Source organism: Chlorobium ferrooxidans DSM 13031 (assembly GCF_000168715.1).
Classification (GTDB): Bacteria; Bacteroidota; Chlorobiia; order Chlorobiales; family Chlorobiaceae; genus Chlorobium; species Chlorobium ferrooxidans.
Map to the genome: position 1 here is coordinate 1 of NZ_AASE01000011.1, position 26,357 is coordinate 26,357.

Annotated in this window: 14 protein-coding genes and 1 pseudogene; 6 read left to right on the top strand and 9 right to left on the bottom strand. The window is 52.7% G+C overall.

What is annotated here, in order from left to right; all coding sequences use genetic code 11:
- The 5 genes and pseudogenes from CFERDRAFT_RS12355 to CFERDRAFT_RS06745 form a co-directional block, all read right to left on the bottom strand.
- A pseudogene (locus CFERDRAFT_RS12355) lies at positions 1–201 on the bottom strand (hypothetical protein); the annotation flags it as partial.
- 296 nt (positions 202–497) lie between these two features.
- Positions 498–632, bottom strand: a complete 135-nt coding sequence (locus CFERDRAFT_RS12635; protein ID WP_269479153.1) for a hypothetical protein — start codon at positions 630–632, stop codon at positions 498–500.
- 82 nt (positions 633–714) lie between these two features.
- Positions 715–1,119 (bottom strand): YXWGXW repeat-containing protein, encoded by a 405-nt coding sequence (locus tag CFERDRAFT_RS12070; RefSeq protein WP_006366500.1) that lies wholly within the window; start codon positions 1,117–1,119, stop codon positions 715–717.
- 154 nt (positions 1,120–1,273) lie between these two features.
- Positions 1,274–2,143: an aliphatic sulfonate ABC transporter substrate-binding protein gene (locus CFERDRAFT_RS06740; RefSeq protein WP_232209775.1), complete on the bottom strand. Its 870-nt coding sequence runs from the start codon at positions 2,141–2,143 to the stop codon at positions 1,274–1,276.
- Positions 2,144–2,326: 183 nt separating this feature from the next.
- Positions 2,327–2,914, bottom strand: a complete 588-nt coding sequence (locus tag CFERDRAFT_RS06745; RefSeq protein ID WP_050770646.1) for a PAS domain-containing protein — start codon at positions 2,912–2,914, stop codon at positions 2,327–2,329.
- A gap of 381 nt (positions 2,915–3,295) precedes the next feature.
- Here CFERDRAFT_RS06745 and CFERDRAFT_RS11700 point away from each other — a divergent pair, with 381 nt between their 5' ends.
- On the top strand, positions 3,296–4,006 hold the full coding sequence (locus CFERDRAFT_RS11700; RefSeq protein WP_006366471.1) for a DUF4405 domain-containing protein: 711 nt from the start codon (positions 3,296–3,298) through the stop codon (positions 4,004–4,006).
- Positions 4,007–4,147: 141 nt separating this feature from the next.
- Here CFERDRAFT_RS11700 and CFERDRAFT_RS06755 read toward each other — a convergent pair whose 3' ends face one another.
- The 4 genes from CFERDRAFT_RS06755 to CFERDRAFT_RS06770 all read right to left on the bottom strand — a co-directional run bounded on the left by CFERDRAFT_RS06755 (position 4,148) and on the right by CFERDRAFT_RS06770 (position 7,182).
- A complete protein-coding gene (locus CFERDRAFT_RS06755) occupies positions 4,148–4,369 on the bottom strand; it encodes a hypothetical protein (protein ID WP_040433389.1) in 222 nt (73 codons plus the stop codon).
- Positions 4,370–4,479: 110 nt separating this feature from the next.
- The gene (locus CFERDRAFT_RS06760) at positions 4,480–5,016 is read right to left on the bottom strand and encodes a YcjF family protein (protein WP_006366472.1); all 537 of its coding nucleotides are present in this window, start codon (positions 5,014–5,016) and stop codon (positions 4,480–4,482) included.
- A gap of 129 nt (positions 5,017–5,145) precedes the next feature.
- Positions 5,146–6,297 (bottom strand): ABC transporter substrate-binding protein, encoded by a 1,152-nt coding sequence (locus tag CFERDRAFT_RS06765; protein WP_006366473.1) that lies wholly within the window; start codon positions 6,295–6,297, stop codon positions 5,146–5,148.
- Between the two features lie 3 nt (positions 6,298–6,300).
- On the bottom strand, positions 6,301–7,182 hold the full coding sequence (locus tag CFERDRAFT_RS06770; protein WP_006366474.1) for a prohibitin family protein: 882 nt from the start codon (positions 7,180–7,182) through the stop codon (positions 6,301–6,303).
- Between the two features lie 405 nt (positions 7,183–7,587).
- On the opposite strand from CFERDRAFT_RS06770, the gene CFERDRAFT_RS06775 reads away from it, so the two are divergent.
- The 5 genes from CFERDRAFT_RS06775 to CFERDRAFT_RS06795 all read left to right on the top strand — a co-directional run bounded on the left by CFERDRAFT_RS06775 (position 7,588) and on the right by CFERDRAFT_RS06795 (position 26,353).
- Entirely contained in the window at positions 7,588–8,883 is a 1,296-nt protein-coding gene (locus tag CFERDRAFT_RS06775; RefSeq protein WP_006366475.1) for a radical SAM family protein, read from the top strand.
- Positions 8,884–9,029: 146 nt separating this feature from the next.
- Positions 9,030–21,599: a non-ribosomal peptide synthetase gene (locus CFERDRAFT_RS06780; protein ID WP_006366502.1), complete on the top strand. Its 12,570-nt coding sequence runs from the start codon at positions 9,030–9,032 to the stop codon at positions 21,597–21,599.
- A gap of 5 nt (positions 21,600–21,604) precedes the next feature.
- Positions 21,605–22,840 (top strand): condensation domain-containing protein, encoded by a 1,236-nt coding sequence (locus CFERDRAFT_RS06785; RefSeq protein WP_040433391.1) that lies wholly within the window; start codon positions 21,605–21,607, stop codon positions 22,838–22,840.
- 232 nt (positions 22,841–23,072) lie between these two features.
- Entirely contained in the window at positions 23,073–24,722 is a 1,650-nt protein-coding gene (locus CFERDRAFT_RS06790) for a cyclic peptide export ABC transporter (protein WP_006366477.1), read from the top strand.
- Positions 24,719–26,353 (top strand): cyclic peptide export ABC transporter, encoded by a 1,635-nt coding sequence (locus CFERDRAFT_RS06795; protein ID WP_006366478.1) that lies wholly within the window; start codon positions 24,719–24,721, stop codon positions 26,351–26,353. Before CFERDRAFT_RS06790 ends, CFERDRAFT_RS06795 begins: the two co-directional genes overlap by 4 nt.
- The last annotated feature ends 4 nt before the right edge of the window (positions 26,354–26,357 follow it).

Below are 26,357 nucleotides of genomic sequence, written 5' to 3' on the forward strand. Positions count from 1 at the left end.
AGCAGCGACACCATTGACAGGATGTGATGTCGGGATAACACCGACCTGTTCAAGGTTCAGTGTGCGCATGGTGACACCTTGCTGAGCGACGTTGTAGGCTGCAAAAAAATTGTTTGCATAAGCCATTCCGGTAATATTCAGGAATAAGCCCAGCAGCGCCATTATCCTCAACAGCCTCGATAAATCAAACTTTTTGTTCATGGTACCTCCGAAGTTTAATTGATACTTGAAATATGTACGCAGAATACGTAACAAATGCATAACACATCAAAACGATGTTCCGTTCATTGTTGTGCATGTTTCAGCATCCAGGTGAGAAAGTAATAGATACAGGAACTGGCAGGAAAGTCATCTGACAGCCCCGATCAGGCTTCTGTGCGGGAGAGAGTAGAGATACCTACGGCTTGATCTGAATGATCTTACTTTACATAATATATATTATACAACAAAGCTCCGTAAGGAATGGCGGAGCTTTGTTGGTAATCGTATTCTCTTCTTTACTTGGCTGCGGTCATGTTGCTTCCTGTTTGTGCCGGCTCAGGATTGCCGGTGCTGCCGACACTGGCTTTAAGCGATGACGAGCATCCAGCCAGAGCTATGGAGAGTAAAATTAAGAGTGCATAGTGTTTCATGATTTTCTCCTGATTGTTTTATCGAAAAACATCCTGCTTCATGGATGCTCTTCAGTTATTCATTGCCTGAAGGGGTCAAGTGCTACCGTCTATTGTTATTGTTGTTATTGCGCTGATTCTGATTATTGTTACCACGTCTGTTGTACTCTGTATCGCGATACCGTCGAATATCTGCTATACGATGCCGTCTTATTCTTTCAGGAAGGTTGCTCTCGCGGGTTACCTGCCATGGCCCCCGGTAGTCTCTGGAGTTATACCATGAACCATTCTGGTAGAGATAGTATCGATTATCGTAACTCACTATATCATAAGGACTTCCTATTGATACAGAGAACCCCTGATCCGGAATGTCAATAAACTGGGGTTGTGAACTGATAACAATTGATGTTCCACCTCTTCCTCCGGGACTCATGGCCTGACCATCCGGAACATTAAGATGCAGTGTCCCAAAAAGAACGCCGGCTACTAATAACGTTTTGTTTTTCATTGCAAATCTCTCCTGTTAATATGTTATCCCGTAATATGTTGTACTGTATCGTGCTGTGTAAATCGTCTCTTTTTCATCTCCATTTATCATCATGCTCTTGCATCCTGATCTGCTCTCACCGGCTATTGCCGTCAGACGGGTGATCTTTATGCCATTATTTTTGTGACAGATAACTGAAATCAACCAGATCCCCGACTACCCGTTCCACCGCGGTTCCCTCTTTAATCATTTTTTCTGCTTCCAGAAGAGGTGCGGCATCCATCAAGATTTTCAGATCGTTTTTGTCTGGAAGTGGAGACGACAAATCAACCCGGCTGATGATCAATCGGGCAACAGGTAAAGAGATGCCTGATTCATCAGCATAGATCACCGCCAGTTCATCAGGATGTCGGATTGCCCACCTGCGCACCATTTCATAAATCCTGACAACACGGGATACAACACCGCGATATTTTACTAAAAATGACTCTGTTGTATTCAAAAACCCGTAGCTGTTGAATGTGTCGTTCCTGTATATCGCGCGACTTCCGCATTCCAATTGGCTGATTGCTGTGTATGGTTCAGCAGTCGCCAAGGCGTCAACCCTCAACTGTTCAAGAGCAGTGCATCCATCCGATGGCTGAAGCTGTAGAATAGCAAGATCACTTTTCTGCAAACCGGCCTCTTGCAGTGCTCGCAACAGAAATAAATAGGGAAAGGTGTCTGGCAAGACAGCAATTTTCCTGCCCTTTAAATCTCTGACACCGTTGAAGGGCGAGTCCCGAGGCACCAGCAGCATTGATCGTTCCGTTTTTGAAAACATATAGACCGTCTTGATCGGGTAACCGTTAGCCTTACCGATGATAGCGCCCAGCGCATCAGTAGAGGCAAAATCGACCGTTCCTTTGGCCAGATAATTGATTCCATCCTCTCCTTTTTCGCTATACAGCCAGCTGACAGGCAGATTGTCGGCCTTGAACTCCCTTTCAAGCCAGCCAAGTTTTTTTAACGCCAGACTGAGCTGGTTGTATTCGGTATAATCCATCCGGAGCCTTAAGGGCAGCGGCTCTCCATAAACTCCCTCGGGCATCAGCAAGCAGAACAATGCCGTTGCCGAAACAATAGCCAAACAGAGCGTTTTGAGCTTTTTTATATGCCGGAAGCTCATCAGTTGTTTCGGTTATGGACATTGGAAAGCACACCATTTTCCCTGGTGCGGGATAAACTATCAGTGCAGAAAAACCATCAGGCACTCCTGACCATCCTCACTTGCTACAGCCTTGATTCGAAGCGATCGAGGCTTTACACTATCCTGGTCCGGGATGGCTCCGTCAACCTCCTTCTCCCGTTGTGATGCGTTGCAATTCATGAGTGCTACCTCACAACTGCCCGGTTTCTTCAGTTTGAACACCCGGTCGAGAAGAGCGTTAAAAATCGTGAGATCGTTCTGTGTAATAAACCTTCCAAAACGATCCCCGGCCAGCAGTGATCGCTCTACACCAAGTATTTTTGCTCCGGTAAGGTTTATTTCGATTATGGTGCTGTCGTATGCAAGGGTCACATAACCGGCAGGAGAAAAATCATAAAGCCTGGTGAATCTCTCCAGCCCCTCTTTCAGCTCCTCTCTGGCCTGAAGAAGCTCCTCATTCTGCATCTCAAGTTCCAACTTCTGAATAGCCATTTCATGAATCATCCGGTGCATCTCCTCAGGCGACGATCCGGCCCGTCGGTGCTCCCTGCGTCGTTCATTCAGTCGATGTTCGGTCTGATTATGAACATTGGTGAATGTGGCGGATGTGAGTATTTCCTTTTTCATGAGGCGATAGTTACGAGAATTATCAGAGCATCAAGGGATGGCTGAACATCTTTCAGCTGCAGGTACCGGTTACTGTTTTCGGATTTTGTTTTTTACCTGTGGCTACACTCCGGAATCGGCAACAACTCTCCCGATACTTCCCTTCTGAGGTTAACCAGAGAGAGAGAGTTGTTACATAACGTCACCTGTTTTTTCGTGGATGTTGTTCCGATTGCTTCATCTACATACTTTAATAAACAAAGTTATGATACAAAAAATTCACCTTGTATTGGTCGAAAAAAAGGAATTCTTCCGGTTACGCAGGAATGCAGAGGTCATCAGCGTCAAACGTTGTGAACAGATAAGAGAAGGTCTCTGCAATAATGATTGATACAGCTTACGATGAACAACAACAGCTTCAACTGGCGGAAATTTACCAGCTTCGGTCTCTTCCTCTCCTTCCTCATGATTTTACTCTCCGGAGTGCTGCTCTACATTTTTCCCGGAAGCCGGGCCGGTGTGTGGGAGATGGGAGGACTTTCAAAACAGGCATGGCAGCAGCAGCATACTGTTTTCGGATTCGCCTTTTCCCTCTTCTCGCTCTGCCATCTGTTTTTGATTAACCGGAAGGCGTTCTTCTCCTACCTTAAAACAAAAACAGCCACAGGATTCAGGCGTCCGACAGAGATGGTGATGATCGCGCTGCTTTTGCTCTTTACCGGTGTCGGTACCTTGATGGGTATCCAGCCTTTTTCGGGAATTATTGGTCTGGGCAATGGAATTTCAAAATCGTTTGATCGAAACGAAGCGGGGGCGGTTGCAGCTCCTTCAGGTGAACGTCTCTCTCTTGCAGAGCTGTCGATACAACCCGATTTCGGAGATGGTATGCCGGAGCATGATGGTTCTGACTATCATCATCGCCATCGCCATGCTGGGCCCTTTACATCCTCAGGCTTCCGGGAAGAGGCTATACCTCAGGATGAGAATACTGCAGGCAGCAGCAGCCCTTCAGGCACAATAGCTGAAAACCGGTCATCTCAAATGAACAGTTCAGGGGCACCGGATGATGAACTGCATCGTCAGACAACGAAGTCTTGTTCAGCGTGCCACTAATATTAGGGTATCTAAAGGTATGCTGGGCTTGAAACCAAGCCGATCATGACCATTACGGGATTGGCCCGTTGTATTTGTGTATGCATAGAAGGATCACCTTTCAAGCTATGATCCGGAAGATTTGCAACCGAAGGGGTATTGTCAGGCGGGGATATGCCTCTTTGTGTCCGCTTCAGAACGGGAAGAAGCATCAGAAGATTTTTTCTCCTCTTTCGGACGCGGGTCAGAAGCAACAAACAGGAGTGCTCCTACAGCGGGAGAGAGGAAAAAAGAGCAGAAAAAATAGCCCCAGAAGCCGAATTTTCTGTTTCTGCCAAGAGTGGCAATCAGCAGGCAGAGCGCAAAGTAGATGAGTGTAGCCATTTGTTCCCTGATGAAATTCAAAAGAAAAAAGAGAAAAAGTCAAAACAGTGCAGAAATGAGTAGCGGGTTTCCGCACTGTTTTGAAAACTGTGGTTGCCTTGTGAACGTAATCAGTTAGCCGGGCTTGCCTTGCCCTCTTTCTTCAAATCGGATGCAACCTTCTTCCCTTTTTCAAACTGCTCGGCAAAATGGACCTTTACCTTGGCAGGATCCATGTCAAGAAACGTGCCGCCTGATTCAAAATGCTGGATAAATACCTTGGAAATCGCGTAGGTGGCAGCTCCTGCGACTACCGGCATGGTAACGGCGCCGGCGGACTGTCCGATGAGAGGAATACATTTGATCAGACTGGCAAGCGTTCCACCCAGTGCAACAGGTACAAAACCGCCAAGCAGGGTTGTGATGACGGATTTTCCGAGATCCCTTCTGAATGGCACATTGTATTCATTTGCAATCGTCCTGATCATGTCAAGCTGTACACCAACCAGCGCAACCATGTCAATAATCGGCAGCGGGAAAAGTCCTATGCCCATTGCTGTCAGAATGTGATTTCTTGCATGTTTCTCAACACGCTGATCACGATCCAGAGTGTCGTTGACACTTTCAGCAACCACCTCGGCAGAGGTTTCGTCTGTGTTCTCTTTCATAAGTAATCTCCTTTATTTCAAAGCGTTAAAAAGTTGATTGCTCTTATTACACGTAATACACGTAAATAAATATAGTCAAAAATACCCTAATTCAGCGTCGAAGCAAAATCAGTCTGAAAGAAGGGCTGTTTATTCGAGAAGTACCGGCACGCCATTCTGAATCTTGTAAAGGTATATCGGCTTGTCTTCAAGATTTCCCGCCCGGTCAAATTTATATCGGCCATTTGCGCCGTTAAATGCGTCTGCATACCTGATAGCGTAGGAGAGGTCAAGAGGGTTGCGTGAACCGGTGAACTTGATAGCCTTTGCAAGGATATGGAGTGCATCGTAGCTTTGAGCTGCCCAGGCGTCAGGATAGCGGCCGTAGCGCGAAAAAAACTTGTTGACGAAAAGCCGGTTTTCAGGGGTTTGTGAACAGGGATTATAGAAATCGAACATAATCGCCCCTTCGAATCCAACGGCACCGGCATGTGCCCGCATTTCGGGAGTATTGCTGAATGCGCCGATAACGGGAGTTTTCAGCCCGACCTTCCTTGCCATCCGTAAAAAATCACCCGCAATAGGCTCGAGACCGCTGAAAAAGATCATATCGGCATCAACAATTTTAAGATCGTTGACCAGCAGCCGGAAATCAACATTTTTACGGGAGTAGGACCATTGATAGACAACCTGGGCATTGAGCTGATCAAGTCCGACCTGATACTGATAGGCCAGATCTTCGCCATAGGCATCCTCTTCCCATAGGACAACGATTTTGCGGTAACCGAGATCTGTTGTCAGTTTGGCCAGTTTCAATGCGATCCGGTCGCTTGACAGGATGGTGCGGTTGATATAGTTGAATCCGTGAGAGGTCATGTCGGTGTTGTTGGCACCGATCATCAAATGCAGGAGCCGGCTCGACTCATAGATCGATGATGCCCGGATTGAAGGTCCATCATCGTAGTAGCCCAGAACAGCGCTCATGTCAGCTCTGTCGGCAAACTCCCTGGCAATATTTTTATGTTTTTTGCTGTCGAACTCATCATCCCGTTCAACAAGGCGGATGGTGTAAGGGCCTGCGAGCCTGCGGGTGTTGATCTCATCCAGCGCCAGATGAAGTCCATCGGCCATACCGTCACGGTTGACGGAAAATGGCCAGCATACGCCGATAATAACCTCATCGGAAGGTTCGTTCAGCACCTTGAACCGTCGCTTAGCCTTGTCTTCATAGGAGCCGAACTGCGTAATGACGAGGAGCGCGAGCAGGATGGCGGCAACTGCCCAGAAAATCTTTTTTTTCATCGCTCAATCCTTGCCAAGAATAATCGGCAGGCCGGATTGGCCGGAACCTATCACGACAACCTTTGCATTCGAAGATTTTGCCAGTTCGCGTGTGGCACGAATGCCCTCCCATTTGAGTACAGAAGCCGTTAAACTTTTGTTTACCGTCTCGTTATAGATTCGAATTCCTTCGGATTCAATTTGCAGGCGCTCGGCCTCTTTTTGGGCAATTGAGAGGCGGTAGACATATTCACCCTCCCGCTGCTGCTGAACCATTTTCTCTTCGATAGCTTTGGAGATGCTTGCAGGAAGCGTAATCGATTCAATTGGGACATCGTCAATCTTTACAAAACGGGCCGCAAGATGGACCTTGGATTTTTCGCTGAAGAGCAGCTGAATTGCCTTCTGGGATGTGTAAATCTCCTCGGGTTTATACTGCCCGAAGAGGGTGCGGACAACTGAACGGACATCGGGGCGAATTGCCACGTTGACAAAGTCAGGACCAACGTACTGATGGAGCAGTGGAAGTGTTGCCGGTTCCAGGTAGTAACGCACTGTGTACTTGACCCGCACCGTGAGTCCGTCAACGGTCAGAACATCTATTGCATCACTGAACTGCTGCTTGCGGATATTGTAGATAAACATCTTGTTGAAGGGCAGAATCAGATGTACCCCCTCAGGATAGACGGTATCAATAACGGTTCCCGCCCCGAGCCATCTCCACAGAACGCCCCTCTGGCCGGACTGTATTGAAATGACTGTACGGTCAAAAAAGAAGAGGATTACAAGAATAAAGAGTAAAACCGCTGAAATCAGCGGAAGTGCATTCTGGCGGACGAAAGATTTACAGAAGGTATTGCATTTGGCGAGCCATTCGCGGAGAGGTTGTATTACGGAGTTCATCATATTTTATGCAGCTAAATACTTCTTCCGCAGAACATGTATGTAAAACAAGCATACATAAAATAAGCTTAATCAGATTCGTTATCAATGACTTGCGGCAGTAACTTTAATCGATTCAAGCTGTAACCGATTAATTATAAAGAAAAATCATTACAAATAAAATTCTCCACTTTCAATTGGAGTGCCATTATATTACTTTTGTTTGAAGGCAGGTTTCTCTTGTTGTCAGAATAAATTAAGGGATGCTGTTTGTGAATCATGGTGTCTCGCGCTTCTGAAGAGCTGAAGAGGAGTTTTCTGCCTTTCGGACTGCATGGCGGGTTTGATTATAAGCTTTGTGCAGTTACGGTAATAGCTTCTGTGCAGTAGTATGATGTAAAGGGATAAAAAACACTTGACCCCCCGTTTATGCCCCCGGAAACAAATTTCTCCATCCAGTCAGATCGTAATTCAAAACAGGCGCCAATCCCTGTACGTACCCGTTTCAACTACATTGCACATCGACCGGCCTGTACGGAATTGAAGGGCTTTGTCCCCCTGAAAATCGACAGCAAACTCCTCCTTGATCTTGGTATGGACTATGCGATCACGCCTGACGTGGCCTCCCAGCTTGAAATTGGCTCGGTGTGGTTTGCCAAACTTTTTGAAAATAAGAATCTTACTCCCGGCGATCATTTCGAGGAGAGGCTTACTGATCCCGCTGAGCCGCTGGAGATTCACAACTACACAGGTCTCTGCCCTACCAATGTGCTTGAGGTCTCCCCCTCTTCGGGATCATGCGCAGTAGCCTGCCAGTACTGCCTTGTGACCGATGGCAACCATGTAAAACCGATCACTGTCTATACCAACTACGCAGACCGGCTGGCCAACTCTCTTGAAGAGAATCGTCAGAAGGCGCTCTTTTACTACTTTTCGCCGAAAACCGAAGCGTTTTCAGAGCCGCACCTCTACAATGGTATAGCCCACGATATTTTCAGGACCTTTGTTCGCCATTTTGACAACTATCCCGACTCTCCGGTTCGTATTTTCATTGCAACCAAAGCCGGTCCAAAGCACTTGCAGGTTAAACACCGGGGTGACACCCTTTTCTCGCTGATGGGTAAAATTGCATCGAAAATTCAGATGAACGGCAGCATCGGTATTATGCCGCTCTATCTTCGCGATGTGCTTGAGCCGAATGCCGCCACCATTGAGGAGCGTCTTGAGACTCTTGTGCAATGCAGGGAGCTTGGTATGTTTGCCGAGTCGGTGCTCTGTCAGCCTCTGATGCTCCCCTACCTGACTGAGGAGAACATTGATACCTATATGTCGCTTCTGGCTTCCGCCGGTGTACGAAATATCAAACCTGAATTTCTGACTACTGAAATACGAAATCTGGTCATTCTTGCAAATTACATCAACCACTACAACCCTGAACTCATCGGTGAGTTTTTCAGGCCCTATCTGTCGGGTGAAAATCAGAACCATATCAAACAACGCTCCAGACTGGCACCCGAGCGCAGCATCTGTACCGGCTATCTGGAGAAGATCAGGAACTCTGCCTCAGAATATGGCATAACGATCAGTATATGCAACTGGGTCAAGCAGGAGTTGAGCAAAGAAGCTGATTGGGTCAGGAGTATAGATCATGACTCGGCAGTAAACGGTTATCGATGCCTTGGGTACCAGACAGGATTATTTCCCGAGAAACAGCGCTCTGTTTGAAATCGCACGGGCACCGCTGTTAATTTGTTCCGCGATTTGATTACATCGTTGGGCGGTGCTCGAAATCCTCACGTACTCCGTGTACGTTCCGGTTTCTGTGCTGCCTCGTACTTAAACCGCTCACGACAATTAATAGAGGTTCCCGCATGCTCTACCAGAAGAAAATAGATGACTATTTTAAATTATTAGCGAGCAGCCACCCCTCCGCTCCCGCCATTATTACCGATGAGCTTCTATTGACCTACGGAGAGCTTGATGCTCTGTCCGACAGGCTGGCCATAGCACTGCAAATCCGCGGTTCCGCTTTCCAGGAGTCAATCGGAGTGCTTACTGATAGATCGGCGTCTCTTCCGGCTGCATTTCTTGCAATACTGAAAGCAGGCGGAGTTTATGTGCCCATGGCGGCAGATCTGCCGCCGGAGCGGCTCGCCAATATGGCTGAACAGGCCTCGATTCGACGTATTGTTGCTCTTGACGGCTTGGAGATTCCTCCTGCATTGACCACGGTTCTTCTACGGAACGGAGCCACCTCCCCATCCGATGCACTATTGAGACCTGAAGCGTTAATTTCAGGTGTAAAAACGATCTTCACCCCTTCAGAGCGCAACTCCGGCACCAATGCTCTTGCGGCCATACTCTTTACCTCCGGTTCCTCCGGTACTCCTAAAGGGGTCCCCCTGACCCATGCTGCATGTATCAATATGGTGCTCGGTCATATAGAGGCGCACCATATTACCGCTGAAGACCGTATCCTGCTCTCCTCTTCACCGGTTTTTATTCTTGGTTTCCGGACGCTCTGCATTCCCCTGATTTCAGGTTCAGCCTTTGTCCCGGTATCGCGATCTGTGATTGACAGGCCGGACCTCCTGATTGAATTGATGAGCCGTCATCATGTCTCAATCGCGCTGTTTACTCCATCCTATCTGCATATACTGAACAGGGCCCTGCCGGAGGGTCTTCGCTGTATCATAACTGCCGGGGAGATGGCTAACGCCGATGACGCCAGATATTATGCCCGGTATGTCGATTACTGGAATATACATGGAGCAACAGAGGTGTGCGGAACTATCTGCATGCATCATGTTGATCCCGATGAGACCGGTGCTGTTCTGAGCGGCCGTCCGTTCCTCAATACCCTGGTCTATCTGCTCGATGAAGAGGGAAATGAGGTGCCGACAGGCGAAATCGGTGAGGTACATGTTGTCGGCGTCGGTCTCTCTCCCGGCTATCTGAAGCAGCCTGAACTGAATGCAGAGTATTTTATTGAAACACGTTACGGACGTGCTTTCCGTTCCCGTGACCTTGCCAGATGGAACGCCGACGGTGAACTTGAAACTCTCGGCCGCTCTGACAATGTGGTCAAAATTTCCGGGCAGACTGTTTCGCTTGATGAGATTGAACTGTCGCTTCAACGCCATCCGTCAGTTACCATCGCAAAGGTTGTGCCCCATAAAGGGAGGCTTTATGCCTTTGTCGAGTCTCCGGGTTCCAGGGATGCAGAAGGTGTCGTGTGGCGTGAGTTTCTTCTGAGGACTCTCCCCTCCTACATGATACCGGCACACATTACCGTGATGGAGAAGATGCCGCTAAGCTCGGCAGGAAAGGTCGATCAACGGACTCTTCAGCAGCTTGCAGAGGGTCTCCTTGTTCATCGGGAAGGTGATGAGGGGGTCTCAACTCCCCCGGATGGAGTGCTTGAGCAGGCAATCGCATGCATATGGGAGGAGGCGCTTGCTATCCGGCCGATCATGCGCGAGCAGAACTTCTTTGCTGCAGGAGGAACAAGTCTGCTTGCCATTGCGGTAAGCCAGCGACTGCATCAACTTGGCTACAATGTTCCGGTGCAGATGGTGCTCAGTTCACTCTCGGTGAAAGCTCTGGCAGAACAGATCGTTTCGATGGAAGAGGAAGAGGCTTCACCCATCCGGCAGAGTGATTTTCCTGATGAGAATCTGGCCACAGCCGACCAGGAGGATTTCTGGATCGCTTCGGAAATAGGTCTTGCTCCCGCTGCATCCCATATTGCGCGTCTTCTGCGTGTGCAAGGCCGTCAGTACTCCCCCGAAGAGTGGCAATCGGCCTGGGCACATTTGCTTGAACGCCATACAGCCCTGCGGACAGCCCTCTATGCGGATGAAAAGGGCCGGGTTCGCTGGCGGAGTGTCGGCATTGAAGAGCTTTCGCTTGACAGGGGTCTCAGAATTGATCACTGCCGCTCACTCGGGGAGGCCCGCAGCATTGCAGCGCAACGGGTAAATGAGAGGTTCCGGCTTGACAATCCCCCGCTCTCCAGGGCCGGTCTCATCTGGGTTGATGAGGGGAGTGAAACACTTTTCTGGTTTGTTCTCCATCACGCTCTGGTGGACGGCGCATCAGCCCGATTGCTACAGGATGATCTGCTCTCCCTGCTTGGAAAGAGAGAGCTGCCGCCGGCCCCGGACGGCATCGCCATGGCAGGCATTGCTGAACAGCACTACCTTCGTTCTGCACAGAGAGAGCGTGACCGCCTTTTCTGGATGAGCCGCTTTGACGAGCTGGCGGAACGCGACAGCGGCGCCTTCAGTGACTATGTGACTGAACGGCAGCGGCCTGCTCTTCCCGGAGGAGAAGGAGCCGAGCCGCTGCTTGAGCAGCTTGACGGCGATACGGTGCTCAGGCTTTCACGGATGGCAAAAAGCTGCGGAATCGGCCTGCATGCCCTCCTGCTGGCCATTCTCTCTTCCGAGATCAGACGCCGTACAGGACGAAGTGATATTCTGGTCGGAAGCGGTATTACCATTCGCCCAGCCGGAGGAGAGAGCGCGATCGGCCATTTTGTCAATGTTGTTCCTGTTATTCTTTTCAATCAGAGCGATATCCCCTTTTCCGAAGATCTGCGAAATACCCAGTCAGCACTCACCGAAACGGTTGAGCACGCGGCCTATCCTGCGGGGATGCTCTATCGCGAGTTCCGGAAGCGCCATCCGGATCTTCGTTCGCCTTCACGCACCTCACTTTTCGACATTGCCCTGACAGCTATTCCCTCAAGGAGCAGCAGTGACCAGGAGAGCGGCCTCCGGCTGGAGCCGCTGACCCTTGCCGGAGAGATGGAGCATCCGGCGGCAGGTCTTGATCTTTCGTTCAGTCACGAGCCCTCTTCCGGGAGTGAAGGCGGGCTGAATCTTCTTTTAAGCTGGAATCCGGATGTCTGCTCGATTGACGGTGCCCGCTCCTGGCTCGCTTCATTTGCCGCATGGGCCCGATGGCTGGCTGAAAAACCCGAACGGCTGGAGCATCCCCTTCCGGCGCTGCTTCCCTTCGAAACAGAGCTGCTGCAAAGATGGGAAGAGGGTGAAATAAAACCTCGCCCCAATCTGCGCAGCCATGAACTTTTCGAAGCACTCGTTGAGCGCAATCCAGCTCGGACGGCGATCATTTGCCCAAACCGGAGCGAGACCTTCCGGGAGCTTGACGCCCGGGCCAATGGTATTGCAGACTCTCTTGTCAGCCACGGAGTGGTTCGCGGCTGCACGGTTGGAGTACTTGCCTCCACTCCGGAAAATCTTCCGGCCGCAGTGCTTGGTATATGGAAGGCAGGCGGCACCTATCTCCCCTTTGCCGCCGATACTCCCGCTGCACGTCTCGCCTTGATGGCGAAGGACGCCGCAGCAAACCACCTTGTCGTTCTTGACGCGCTCAAGGTTCCGGATGCATTGTACAGCGAGGTTGCATGCATCATCCATTCCGGCGAGTGCCCTCCTACACTCCTGCGTCCGGAGAGTGATGGTTCAGCGGATGATATCGCCTATATCATCTATACATCCGGCACGACCGGCACTCCGAAGGGAGTTCCCGTTTCACATGCCGCCTATGTCAATGCAATACTGGGTGTTGCAGAGAGGTTAGGGCTCCGTGATGATGACCGGATTGCGCTTGTTTCGACCATGGTTTTTGATGCATCTCTCTGGGAGCTCGGTCACGGGCTTCTCAACGGTATTGCCATGGTGCCGGTGCCGCCCGCCCTTCGTGAAGATCCCTGGCAGATGAAGCCATACTACCGCGAACAGGGTGTTACCGTTGCCTTTCATACACCCTCATATCTCAGAGTCAGTGAAAAGCTTCCCTTCGAGGGGTTGCGCATTCTGCTCACCGGAGGAGAAGCGCCAAACCATCACGATATGGCGATCTATGCCGGCAGGCTGGCCTTCTGGAACTTTTACGGACCTACCGAGGCGACCATTGTGGTTTCAGGTGCCCTTATTGCGGCCGACACCGATTCAAGAGTACCCCTGCCCGTAGGAGCACCCCTGGCGAACATGCGGATTTCAATCCGGCGTCATGACGGTTCACCGGTTCCTCCCGGTGCGGAGGGAGAGATCTGGCTCGGCGGTATCGGTATTGCCCGCGGTTATCTCAACCATCCGGAGGAGAGTGAACGTCACTTTGTGCAGGGAGCGGATGGCACCTTCTACCGTTCGGGAGACTACGGCCGGTGGAGTGCAGAGGGTCAACTTGAAATCAACGGCCGGATCGACCAGCAAGTCAAGCTTAACGGCCAGCGTGTCGAACCGGGTGAAATCGAGCAGATGCTCTCCCTTCACCCGGCAGTTGTCAATGCCGTGGTTCTTGCCGATCAGCTGAACAACGGAGTCAAGGTGCTCAGGGCCTTTGTTCAGCCGGAAAACATCGCTCTGTTTTCCGAGTCAGAGCTTCTTGAATATCTGGCCGGACGCCTCCCTCAGCATATGGTTCCGGCCTCCATCATGGCTGTTGAAGCAATTCCGCTGAATCCTTCAGGCAAGATTGACCGGGAGCAACTGTTCCGTTATGCGAAGGAGCAGCGCAGGAGTGCTGTGCAGGAGGATGTGCCAGGCAGTCCGATTGAGCAGCAGATTGGCAATATCTGGGCTGAGGTGCTTGGCCATGAGCGGGTTGTCGGGAGCGACAATTTCTTCGCCCTCGGAGGAAACAGCCTGCTTGCCGTGACCGTGGCACATCGTATAAGCCGCACTTTCGGCGTTCAGCTCTCTGCCCGGGCACTCTTTGCTGCTCCCACGCTCAGGGCGTTTGCTGAAAAAACAGTTTCTCTTCCGGCTCTGGCGGGGGTGGAAGATCTCGCAGAGGAGAGTGAGGTTGCTTCGGAAGGGGAACATGAGTTCTGGATAGCTCACTCAGCAGGGCTTGATACCCGGAATTTCATCATTCCTGTCCACTATCTGGTTGACCGGGAGATTACAGCAGATCGCCTGCGAAGTGCGTGGGCAGTGCTGGTCAGGCGACATGAGGGACTGCGGAGCTTTTTTGAGAGTGATGAATCCGGACGGCTGAGACGCCATAGTGCTCGGGATATGGAGTGGACGCTTGAATCAGAGGAGGTTTACTCCACTTCCGATGCTCTGCTCAGGATACGGGAACATCAGTTCAGCGAACTTTCCATGAGTGCCGCCCCGCTCTGGCGGGCCGGTTTCGTTGATGTTTCCGGTGAGAAGATGCGTTTTTTCTGGCTGGCCCTCCATCATTCGATCGGTGACGGTCAATCGATTGCGACCCTCTTCAGTGAACTCGCCCGACTGCTTGACGGAGCAGTGCTCTCCCCTCACTCCCCGGGGGGAGGGGTTTTTGCCGCCAGGGAGCAAAACTATCTGGCCTCCGGGGAGGCTGATGATGATGCACGCTACTGGAAAAACCTGCTGGAGGGGGTACCGGATGCAGCCTTTGAAGAGTGGCCTCTCGACATGGCGCGTTCTTCAAGGAGCCTGCCGGGAAGTCATCGTTTTGAGCTGCTTCTTGACCGGGAGACTTCCGAAGCGCTTAAAACCATTGCGCGAGATCATGATGCGACCCTGCACTCGCTTGTGCTGACGCTGCTCTCACTGGAAGCAGGCCGTCGAAGCGGACGGAGCGATATCATGATCGGTACCACGGCATCCGTCAGGGAGAGAGAGTCGGATTCGCAGATAATCGCATACGGTGTCAACATGCTGCCGCTGCATCTGAAGAGAGAGAGGATGCAGACTTTCGGCGACAGGCTGCATGCAACGCAGCACGACCTTTCCGAAGCGCTGCAGCATGCCCGCCTGCCCTTTGCCCGTATTTACCGATCTTTCTGGAACGAACATCCGGAGCTGCGCAATCCCCAGCGCTATCCCCTTTTTGATATTGCCGTAACGGAAAATCCCGGCGGTCGCAAAGATGGTGCTGCACGTTATTTTACCGTGGCCGGCAAGGGAACTGCACCGGTCAGATATGAATATACCGGAGCCTCTCCCGGTCAGGACATGGTGCTCATCCATGAGAATCTTGAGGGAGGTGAAATCCTGCTGCAATGGCATGTCAATGCGGCTCTCTACACCGCCGAAACTGCCGGAATGTGGCTCGAAGCGGTGAAGGGATGGGCGCATTGGCTTGCTGAAGATCCCCGGCATGCAGCCCGGCCCATTCCGGAGCTTCTGGAAGAGGAGCTGCGATTGCTTGAAATCTGGCAGCAGGGTGAGATCGTTGAGCGTCCGGAGCTCTGTTTCCATCAGCTTTTCGAAAGCGTCACTGACCGGCCCGGCCAGGCCGGGAGGGCGGCAGTTATCTCACCCGACCGACTTATCACCTACCGTGAGCTTGATGAGGAAGCCTGCGTAATCGCCGCCGCTCTTTCAGAGCGAGGAGTCACCAGAGGTGAGGTTGTTGCGGTTCTGAGCGGCCGTTCGAAGCACCTTCCGGCAGCACTGCTCGGCATCTGGAAAAGAGGCGCCATCTACCTGCCGCTCTCGACTGAACTCCCTCCTGAACGGATGAGCTTTATGGCTGAAGATGCCGGAGTTGCGCAACTGATAGCTCTTGACGGCGCAGCAGTGCCTGAGCTTCTCGCACGCCTCTTTGCCGAACCGCTTCGGCCGGAGGAGTTGCCAGAAGCGTTTCGGCGTCAGCACTCCAGCAGAGTGTTGCATCCGGCAATTCCGGAGGATACGGCCTATATTCTCTATACATCAGGTTCCACCGGCCTGCCGAAAGGAACAATGATTGCTCACAAAAGCCTGGTGAACATGGTGCTCGGTGCTGCAGGGATGCTTGGCTGCAATTGCGATGACCGAACGCTCCTCTTTGCCTCCCCGTCGTTCGACGTCTCCCTTTCCGACATCGGAGTACCGCTTTCGAGCGGCGGAGCGATTTGCGCGGTGCCCGGAAAGATCATTGAGTCGCCAAACCGTTTTCTTGAATTTCTGGAGGAGATGCAGGTAACGATTGCCGACATTACGCCGACCTACCTCGGACTCTTCGAAGGGATGGAACTCCCCTCCTCCCTGCGGGTTCTGGTGACCGGCGGAGAGGCTCCGCTTCCGGCAGAGGTGAAAAGATATGCTTCGAAACTGAGCTATTTCAATGCCTATGGACCCACCGAGAATACCATTACCAGTACAATGGGACTCCTGAAGGGTGATGAACTGCGTTTTTTTGCAGCGGGCCGTCCTCTGCCGAACACCGCGCTCTATATCTGTAATGAAGCGGGCGATTATCTGCCGCCGGGAGTATCGGGAGAGATCCGGCTTGGAGGTGAAGGCATCAGCCAGGGCTACCTGAACCGCCCGGAACTGACTGCGGCATCTTTTCTTGGCACTTCCAGCGGCCGGCTCTACCGGACCGGAGACCTTGGCCGGTGGCACAGGGATGGCACCGTCGAGATCATCGGCCGCATTGATGACCAGGTCAAGCTGAACGGAATCCGCATTGAACTTGGCGAAATAGAGTATGCCCTGACGATGCATCCGGCCATTTCACAGGCTGTGGTTCTGCTTGACGCTCCGTCCGGAGGCTCAAAAAGTCTGTGGGGAGTTGTTCGGCTCACTCCGGGAGAGGAGATGCCCGGCAGGGATGAGCTGAAAACCTTTCTCGCTGAGCGCCTGCCGTCGCACATGATTCCATCAGGAGTGATTTCAGTTGAATCCATTCCTTTGATGGTTTCAGGCAAGGTGGATCGGGTGGCACTTCTTGCCTTGCTGGAGGATCACCCCTTCAGCTCGGGACTGACTCCTCCGGAGGATGAGCTTGAACGCTGCATTGCCGGGATATGGAGCGATCTTCTGAGGCGGAGTCCGATCCATCGTGAAGACAACTTTTTTGCCCTTGGCGGTCACAGTCTCCTGGCAATCGCTGTTGCCCATCGTCTCCAACAAAGCCTCGGCAAGGAAGTTCCCGCCCGTGAACTCTTCGCCGAACCTACCCTGGCCGGTTTTTCCCAAAGAGTTCGCGAGCTGAACGGAGCGGAGGGCGCTGATGATGCCCGGACAGATCTCGCAACCGAAGGTCAGCGTGAGTTCTGGACAGCTGAACGGGCCGGACTTGGAACCAGCGGTTTTAATATTCCGCTTGCCCTTCTTCTGCACGGAGAAAAACGTTCTGCCGAAAAGTGGAGAGCGCTCTGGAACGAGCTGGTCGAACGGCATGAAGCGCTCCGTACAGGTTTTTACGAGGATGAAGCCGGTAATCTGCGCCGGGTAAATGCAGATAAAGTTGATGCGGCACTGGAGTTGTGTTCCGCATCCTCACTTGAGGAGGCCCGCGCTCTTGTCATTTCGTTCCAGAGCGCCCCCTTTTCCATGAGTGTTCCGGGGCTGTGGCGTGCCGGATTGATTGAAGTCGGTGGAAGCAATCAGACTGTTTTCTGGCTGGTCATGCATCACGCAGTCGGAGACGGGCTCTCTCTTGGCATCCTCATTGATGAGCTCACGGCACTACTCTTCAGAGGCAGCGCTCCTGCTCTCCTGAAGACCGGACTTGACCGCCCGGCAGCGCGTGAAGCGGCCTACCTGGAGAGCAACGCCGCAATTCAGGATGCCGAGTACTGGCAGCATGTCATGGCTGCCCTTCTCAAGAGTGCACCTGAAGCCTTTGATGAGTGGCCTCTTGACAAATTGCGTCCAAACCTCAGAGCAGCATCCTCCTCTCCAGGAAGTCATTGTTTCAGAACCCGTCTTGAACCGGCAATGGCCAATGCGCTGCGTCTCATCGCAAAAAGAAACCGCTCCACGCTCCATGCCTTCATGCTCTGTCTGCTCGGGCTTGAAGTTCGCCGCCGCACCGGTCGAAACCGCTTTATGATCGGCACGGCAGCCTCCACCCGGCACTCCCTTGACGAGATGCGAACCGTCGGTTACTTTATCAACATGCTGCCTCTCGTTTTCCATGCACCTGAATCAGCCTCAACGGATGCTGCGGTGCAGGATATGCAGCAGCAGCTGGCCGAAGCCCTTCAGCACGTCCGATACCCTTTTGCCAGAATCTACAGTGATTTCCGCCGCAATCACGAGCTCTCCCGGCATCCCGGACGCTATCCTCTTTTTGATATTGCCGTTACTGAAAATCCCGCGTTAAGTCAGCCCGATAAAACCGAACCTCTGTTCAGCGGGCTTGCTCTCCCCGGTACCGGTATTACCGATTATGAACTGCGCAGAAATGCTCCTGCACAGGATATGGTGCTGGTGCACGAGGGAGAGGCCGACGGCGGTCTTGTCATCACCTGGTATGTCAACGCCGCGCTCTATCGGGAGAGCAGTGCACGGACATGGTTTGATTCGCTTACAGGCTGGATGCGCTATTTCAGCCAGAACCAGGAGAGCACGGCACTTCCGCCTCCATTGCTGCTGCCCGAAGAGGATGAGCTGCTTGCAGGGTGGCAGAGAGGAGTATTGCGAAACTGGCCTGCAAACTCTCTTCCCGAACGCATCGCTCAAATTGCCTCGCTCTTTCCGGAACGGACGGCACTGGTAACCAAAGAGGGCGATGAGAGCTTCGGGATGATCAATACCCGTGCTGACTTCCTGGCCCGTGCCCTGTTCCGGCTTGAAGTGCATCATGGAGAGTGTGTAGGGGTTTTGACCGAGCGCTCCGTTGCTCTTCCTGAGACGGTACTTGCAATCTGGAAAGCGGGAGCATGCTATCTTCCCCTGACAGCCGATCTTCCTGCCGAACGCCTTCTCTTCATGGCCAGGGAGGCCGGCGTTCGCAAGATCATTGCGCTGGACCGGCTTGCCGTTCCTGCGGAACTCAGCTCACTTGAGTTCCATATAGTTCGGCCGGAGGAGATCATCCCCGATGCTGCCCGTTCCGAAGATGGTGACCGGCCTCTCTCTCCGGACGATCCGGCATATATCATATTTACCTCGGGCTCCACCGGTGTTCCCAAAGGCGTTGTGCTCTCTCACAGAGGGCTGATCAATCTCGGATTCGGTGAGGCCGGGATTTTCAATCTTTGCAGTGAAGACCGGGTAATGCAGATCTCTTCGCCCTCGTTTGATCTGTGGATCAGCGATCTGGCCGTAGCATGGTCCTTGGGTGCAGCCCTGGTTCCAGTCAGGCGCGAAGAGATGAACGATATTTCCGGTATGCATGAGCTGATGCGCCGGCGAGGGGTTACCATTGCCACGATGTCGCCCTCTTATCTCCGCCTCTTCGAACAGGCCGATTTTCCGGCCATGCTGCGGCTCATCATGACGGTTGGTGAACCACCCCTTCAGGAGGACCTGCATTATTACTCGGCCAGGCTTGCATACATGAACGGCTATGGTCCCTCAGAGGCTACTGCGGCCTCAACCGTCGGCCTGATTCTTCCTGATGCAGATCAGATCCATGCCGGCCGTCCCCTTCCTAACACCACGGTTTACATATCCGGTGAGGGAGGCAAGCCTCTTCCTCCGGGCGTCACCGGTGAAGTATGGGTCGGCGGAGCGGGTTTGGCCGCAGGCTATCTCAACCGGCCGGATCTGACCGCACAGGCATTCGTGCTGGTTAATGGTGAGCGACGCTACAGAACCGGTGATCTCGGCCGCTGGCTCCGCTCCGGCGAACTGCAGATTCTCGGACGTGCCGATTCCCAGGTGAAACTGAGGGGCCAGCGTGTGGAGCTTGGAGAGATTGAGCATCGCCTTGCCTCCCGGCCGGGTATCCAGCAGGCGGTTGCCGTTGTGGAGACGCTTGCGGACAGCACCCAGCGTCTCTGTTCCTTTGTTGTTGTTGATGAACAGGCAGAAATGCCCTCATCCCGGGAGTGGCTCTCCTGGCTCTCGGCAACCCTTCCGTCATATATGATTCCGGCATCGATAGTCCGGATCGCTGCCCTGCCGCTCACACCGGCAGGCAAAGTTGACCGTCAGGCACTGCTTGATCTTCAAGCTGAAATGGCACTCTCGCTTGATGAGGGGATAACGGATACAACCACCCTTTCACAGAGAACACCTCCGCAGAGTGCCACTGAAAAGAGAATTGCAGAGGTATGGTCGGAACTGCTCAGAAAACCTCTTGTTGCCCGTGAGGAGAGTTTCTTTGAACTTGGCGGTGACAGTCTCAGGGCTATCGCAGTCATAAACCGTCTCGGCCGTGAGTTTGAGTGCACTGTGAACAATCTTTACGAACATCCTGTTCTGTCGGATTTTGCTCTTCTCTGCCGTCCCCGCCCCGACCATCTCCGCCAGCATCTCCAGAGACTCTGCTCGCAAGAGCGCAATGAGGAGCGCTGTAAGGAGGATAATGACCGTGAAGAGGAAGATGCAGTGCGTCTGCAGCGAGCTCTCTACGAAGAGCGGGTGCGCGCCGATCTCAAGCGGGATCTGCAGCCTCGAGCGTCATACCGGCACATACTGCTTACCGGAGCAACAGGTTATCTGGGCAGCTACCTGCTGCGGGAACTGCTTGAAGAGAGCGGTGTCGGGGTGACTGTTATTGTGCGGGGCAGCGATAGTGCGGAGGGAAGAGTCCGACTCGAGAGGGTGCTGGGCTGGTATTTCGGCCGTGATGCAAGTCGCTCATTGCTTGACAACCCTCGACTGCATGTGCTCTCAGGCGATCTTCGCCATCCGGAACTGCTTCTTGCCGACGGCCATTACGCACAACTCAGCGAGAGTATTGATGCCGTCTATCACTGTGCGGCAAATGTGAACCATATCGGTCACTACCGGGACTTTCTTGCCGACAATGTTGAGGCAACACGTCATCTTCTCAGGTTGGCGGCAGGTCGAAAGAACGAGAGCGCTGATTTTCATTTTGTCTCAACCCTTTCAGTCTCGGCAAGCGCACTCTCCGGAGGGCTCAGGCTCTTCAGCGAGTATGATCCTCCTCCGGAGGTTCTCGATGACAACTACTATATCCGAAGCAAGCAGGAGGCGGAACGCCTTGTCATTGCTTACCGCACAGAGCTCCCCAACTGCACCATCCACCGGGTTGGAAACATCTCCTTTGCCTCGGAGGGGTCGCAGCTTCAGCAGAATATCCGGGATAACGCCTTTTTCCGGCAGCTCTCGGCATTTCTCCGCCTTGGAGTAGTCCCGGCGGTGCTGCCCGCTTCGCTCTCCCATGTTGATCTGGTAGCCCGCTCGATAACTGCACTTGCCTACAAAGAGTCATTAGCCAATGAGATTCACCATATCGAGACCTCCCGCCCGGACTCTCTGGCAGAGGTCATTCTCTCAACCGGGGGGATGAAAGAGAGGGTCAGGGCATGCAGTTTCGGTGATTTTCTCAGACGGCTGCAGGAGGCTGTAGAGGAACCGGAGATGGAGTCGGCAGTTGCAGAAACCGTTGAGAATTTCAGGCTTCAATCCGCAAGCCCGGCTCTGGCAGGACGACAGCATGTTATGGTCGTCTCGAAGAGAACCCGCCTTCTGCTTGAGAGGTTCGGAATTGTCTGGCCTTCAATTCCGAAGGAGGGGCTCAATGCACTATTGGATATGGCCATGGAGGTGGCCGGAAGATGAACAGTATGACAGCATCCGAAACTTTCGATTATCTGCCTGTTCAGAAGTGGTTTATGACAAGGCCTCTCGAAAAGCGCAATCACTTCAACCACTCCTTTCTCTTTCGCGTCAATGAGCCGGTTGACAGAGAGCGATTGCAGGGTGCGTTGGAGAAGCTGAGCCGGCATCACGGTATGCTCAGGGCGGTCTATCCTGCCCGGGGGGGCTGTTTTTTGAGGGAGTCAGCTGAAATTGAGGTGAAGGAACTCGATATCGGCGGGAAAAGTGATGCGGAGATATTTGAGGAACTGACAGGGTGGCAAAACCACTTTGACCTGGAGCGCGGCTATCTCTGGCAGAGCGGCATCCTGAGAGGCTATCGAGACGGAAGTGAGCGGATCTTTCTTGCCATCCATCATATGGTGGTTGATGCGGCGAGCTGGTCGATAATCCGCGAGGACCTGAAGGAGCTTTTCGAGGGCCGTCCGATCGTTCAGAAGAGCTGCACCTACCGCGAGTGGGTCGATGCAGTCAGGGCTCATGGCCTCAGTGCTACAGATGAAGAACGTGCCTACTGGAGGCGATCAGAAGTTCAGCAGGAAGAGGTGCGCCACGTCTGGCAGGAACTGAGAGAAGAGGGCAGCTCACCAATGCAGTGCAGCAGAGTGGAATTTTCTCCGGAGATTGTCGCGAAACTGGAGCATGCAGCTCGTGCGCCCGGCACCCCGAAAATCAGCGATCTCCTGCTCGGCGCTCTGGCCTCTGCTATGTATGAGGTGAGCGGAAAAAGGGAGAACTGGATAACCGTTGAAAAACCGGGTCGCGAGGGTCTTTCCTCGCCTCCTGATGTGAGCCGGACAGTCGGATGGTTCACGGTTCTCTTTCCTCTCTGCCTCGGTGTCGGCAGCGGGATCGGAGAGAGTGTCATGATGAACAGGGAGAGGTTAAGAGCTCTGCCCTGCAAGGGAATCGGTTACGGACCGCTCTACGGTTACGACAACCTTCCGGTGGTTCTCTTTAACTATCTTGACCGGCTCACCGGCAGTGACGAGAGCAGCTGGCAGATCTCCCTGGCGGAACCCAGCGGTGAAAGCATGAGCCCTCTCAACCGGTTCGGAAACATTGTTGACATTAACGGACTGGGCCGGAAAGGAAAAATCGGACTCTGGTTTGAAAGCTCACTCAAAGAAGATCCTCACAGAACGCTTTGTGAGGCTTTCAGAAAGGGTGTTGAGGAAGCAGTGCACTGGCTGAATCATTGAAAGATGAGAGGTATATCGCTGTAAAATGTTTTATATTGAGAGAATATGGTTGTTTTTTTTAGTGTTGACCCGCTCTTCTGCTCTCTGGATCTCAGGCAGTGCAATCGGGAGAGAAGAAAAAAATTACCGGTGATTTCTCTCTTATTGTTCTGTTTTTTTACGAATTTACAGGTGCCCTGTTGTTGCATAAAGAGCAGGTTCGATACACTGTCTTAATAACAAGGAGAGACTATTGCATTTACTTCGTCTCCTGCATCTGATCGGTGGCAAACCGTTGCGGAAGCTTATTCTTTTTGCTTCAGCCTCGGCACTGAGCACCACTCTTGTGCTTTCAGTGGTGACTTTTGCTGCCCAGCAGATCGATAAAACCAGAGAGGAGTTCGTAAATCTGCCGCTTGCCGTGCTCTTCCTCCTCTCTCTGATCGTCTATGTTGTTTTTGAAACCCGTCTGGTTGAACGGTTTGCCTCCGATATCGAAGAGGCGATAGATCTGCTTCGAATGAAGCTGATCCGACGGCTCCGTCATGCCGATCTCTGGAAGATTGAGCACTTTGGTCAAAGCAGGCTGTTTACAAACATCACCCAGAGCTGCAAGGTTGTTTCATCAAACTCCCAGTATCTTGCGCTTACCATGCGTTCGGTCATCCAGATCGGGATGATTCTCATCTACATCGCAACGGTCTCCCTGCTCTCCTGCATTCTGCTCACTGCCCTGCTTGCCGTGGCCACAACCGTCTACTACCGCCTCGGACTCACTCTTGAGAAGTGTCAGGAGGCTCTGGGCAGGGATGAGGGAAAGCTTTTTGAGTGTGTTGCGGACCTTCTTGACGGATTCAAGGAACAGCGGCTCAACAGCCGGCGGAGCAGGGCCCTTGGAGAGGAGTTCAACGAGCTTTCGCTGCATACGGTTTCATCAAGAAGTGAAATGCACCGCCAGAGCTGGCAGCAGTTTGTATTCGGTGAAACCATGTTCAATCTGATGCTGGGGCTTGTGGTTTTTGTCATACCGGTCTACTCCCCTTCGGTGCGCACCGAGCTGGTCAAGATTTCGGCAGCGGTTCTCTTTATGGTTCCTCCAGTTTTCGGGTTGATGCAGTCCCTGACGGTGCTGCGTGCCGCCAAGGCTGCCGCCGGACGGATGATGGAGCTTGACAGCGAACTTGAGGATATTGTGGAACCATGCAGTGAGGAGGCGCAGCAGAGCCTCCCCCTTGAGTTCAGTGAGATCAGGATGGAAAATATGGTGTTTGCCTATCCGGCTCCGGAAGGTGAAAAGCCCTTCACGCTCGGACCTCTCAACCTTTCTGTCAAACGGGGCGAAGTGCTCTTCATAACCGGCGGAAATGGTTCCGGAAAGTCGAGTTTAATAAAATTGCTCACCTCGCTCTATCATCCGGAGCAGGGCATGCTCTATCAGGATAAAAAGGCTATAACTCATTCTGAATTTGCGGGATATCGCGCCCTGATGGCGCCGGTCTTCTCTGATTTCCATCTCTTTGAGCATCTCTACGGCCTCGGTGAGGTTGACACCCCGGCCGCCCGGGAGCTTCTCGGCTGGATGGAGATGGAGAGGGTGGTCGGCATTACAGGCAACCAGTTTACCCGAACGGAGCTTTCAACCGGGCAGCGCAAACGTCTTGCGCTTGTTGCTGCACTGCTTGAGAAAAAGCCGATACTCATTCTCGATGAGTGGGCAGCCGACCAGGATGCCTATTTCAGGAAGAAATTCTATCGGGAGATTCTGCCTGAACTCAAACGCCGCGGCCTGACCATTATTGCCGTGACGCATGATGACCGCTACTTTGATGCGGCAGACCGCCGTATTCATCTTGAGTACGGACGCCTGAGGGAACTGCACGCAAACAGGGAGGACCAGGTATGAGACTTTACAAGGCGGTTTTGCGGGAGATACCCGAAAATCTGAAGCCGCTCCTTCTTATGAATATCTTGTCGGCGGTTGCAACAATGTCGCTTGTTGCGCTTGTCTCGACTGCGGCCAGGGAGGGCGGAACCGGCCAGATCAGCGGACGCCTTATGCTGATGTTTGCGATAACGGTTACGCTCTACCATGTCACACACATCTATACCCTGGTAACAGCCTCCAAGGATACCGAGCGGCTCATACACAAACTGCGTATCGGTCTTTTCGATCTTATCCGCCGAACCGATCTGGTAACTATTGAAAAGATCGGACACGCAACGCTGCAGGGTGTGCTTACCCAGGACACCCAGATACTGGCCGAGGTTCTGCCCATGGTGGTGATCGGTTTTCAGCAGGCGGTCATGCTGCTCTTTCTGGCAGCCTACCTTGCATGGCTCTCCCCTGTTGCCTGTATTCTTGCCTTCGGTCTTGCCGGTTTAACCGTTGCCATACGTTTTTCCCGTGTCAGGGCGCTTCGCACCATGATGCAGAGGGCTGACGAAGCTGAAAAGCGGGTTTTTGACGGACTTACCGAGCTTCTTCATGGCTTCAAGGAGATCAGGATGAACGCATTGCGTGCGGATGATGTGACCCGCACTCTTGCCGCTGCCTCCCGTGAATCCTGCAGGGAAAGTTCACTTCTGAAAGCGCAGTGGGGGCGAAATTATGCGGTTATAGAAGCCATGCTCTTCTCACTGGTCGGCCTTATGGTTTTTGTTGTGCCTTTATGGGTTGCGGGCTTTCATGCCGTTATTCTTCCGACCACCATTGCCGTTCTCTTTATCTCGGGGCCCGTCAGTACCGTCTCTTTTGTCACGCCCCTTGTGACCAAGGCGGAAATGGCGCTTGAAAATATCGAGAAGATCAAGGCACAGCTGTTTTCAGCCGCCAAAACCGCAGCAAGCGAGGAGAGCGAACTGCTCGAACAGGCGCCCCTCTCGATCGCCCTCAGCAGGGCGGAACTCTCCTTCCGTGACGGAAAAGGCGCCCCCCTCTTCAAGGTTGGTCCGCTCAATGCCGAGTTTCGGGCCGGAGAGATCACCATGATAACCGGAGGTAACGGCTCCGGCAAATCGACGCTGCTGCGTCTCCTTACGGGCCTTATTCCGCTTGATTCAGGATTCCTCCTTGCCGATCACGCTGAACTCAGAATCGGGCAGATGCAGGACTACCGTAACCAGTTTTCCGCCATATTTTCGGACTTCCATCTCTCCCGCCGCCTTGCCTCGATTGAAGAGCCTGATCAGGAGAAAATCCGCCTCATGCTTGAACGGTTCGGCATGCAGGAGAAGGTGAGTGTTGTCAATGGTTCATTCAGCACCATTGATCTCTCCTCCGGACAGCGTAAAAGACTCGCGTTGATTGTGGCTGAACTCGAAGACAAGCCGATCATTGTCCTTGATGAATGGGCGGCAGACCAGGATCCTCACTTCCGGCGAATCTTCTACGAAGAACTGCTGCCGGATATGAAGACTCGCGGTAAAATCATTATCGCCGTCACCCATGATGATCGATGGTTCCATCTCGCTGACAGAATGTACCGCATGAATGAAGGACAGATAGAAGAGACGAACAGGGCAACAGTGATTTAAAATA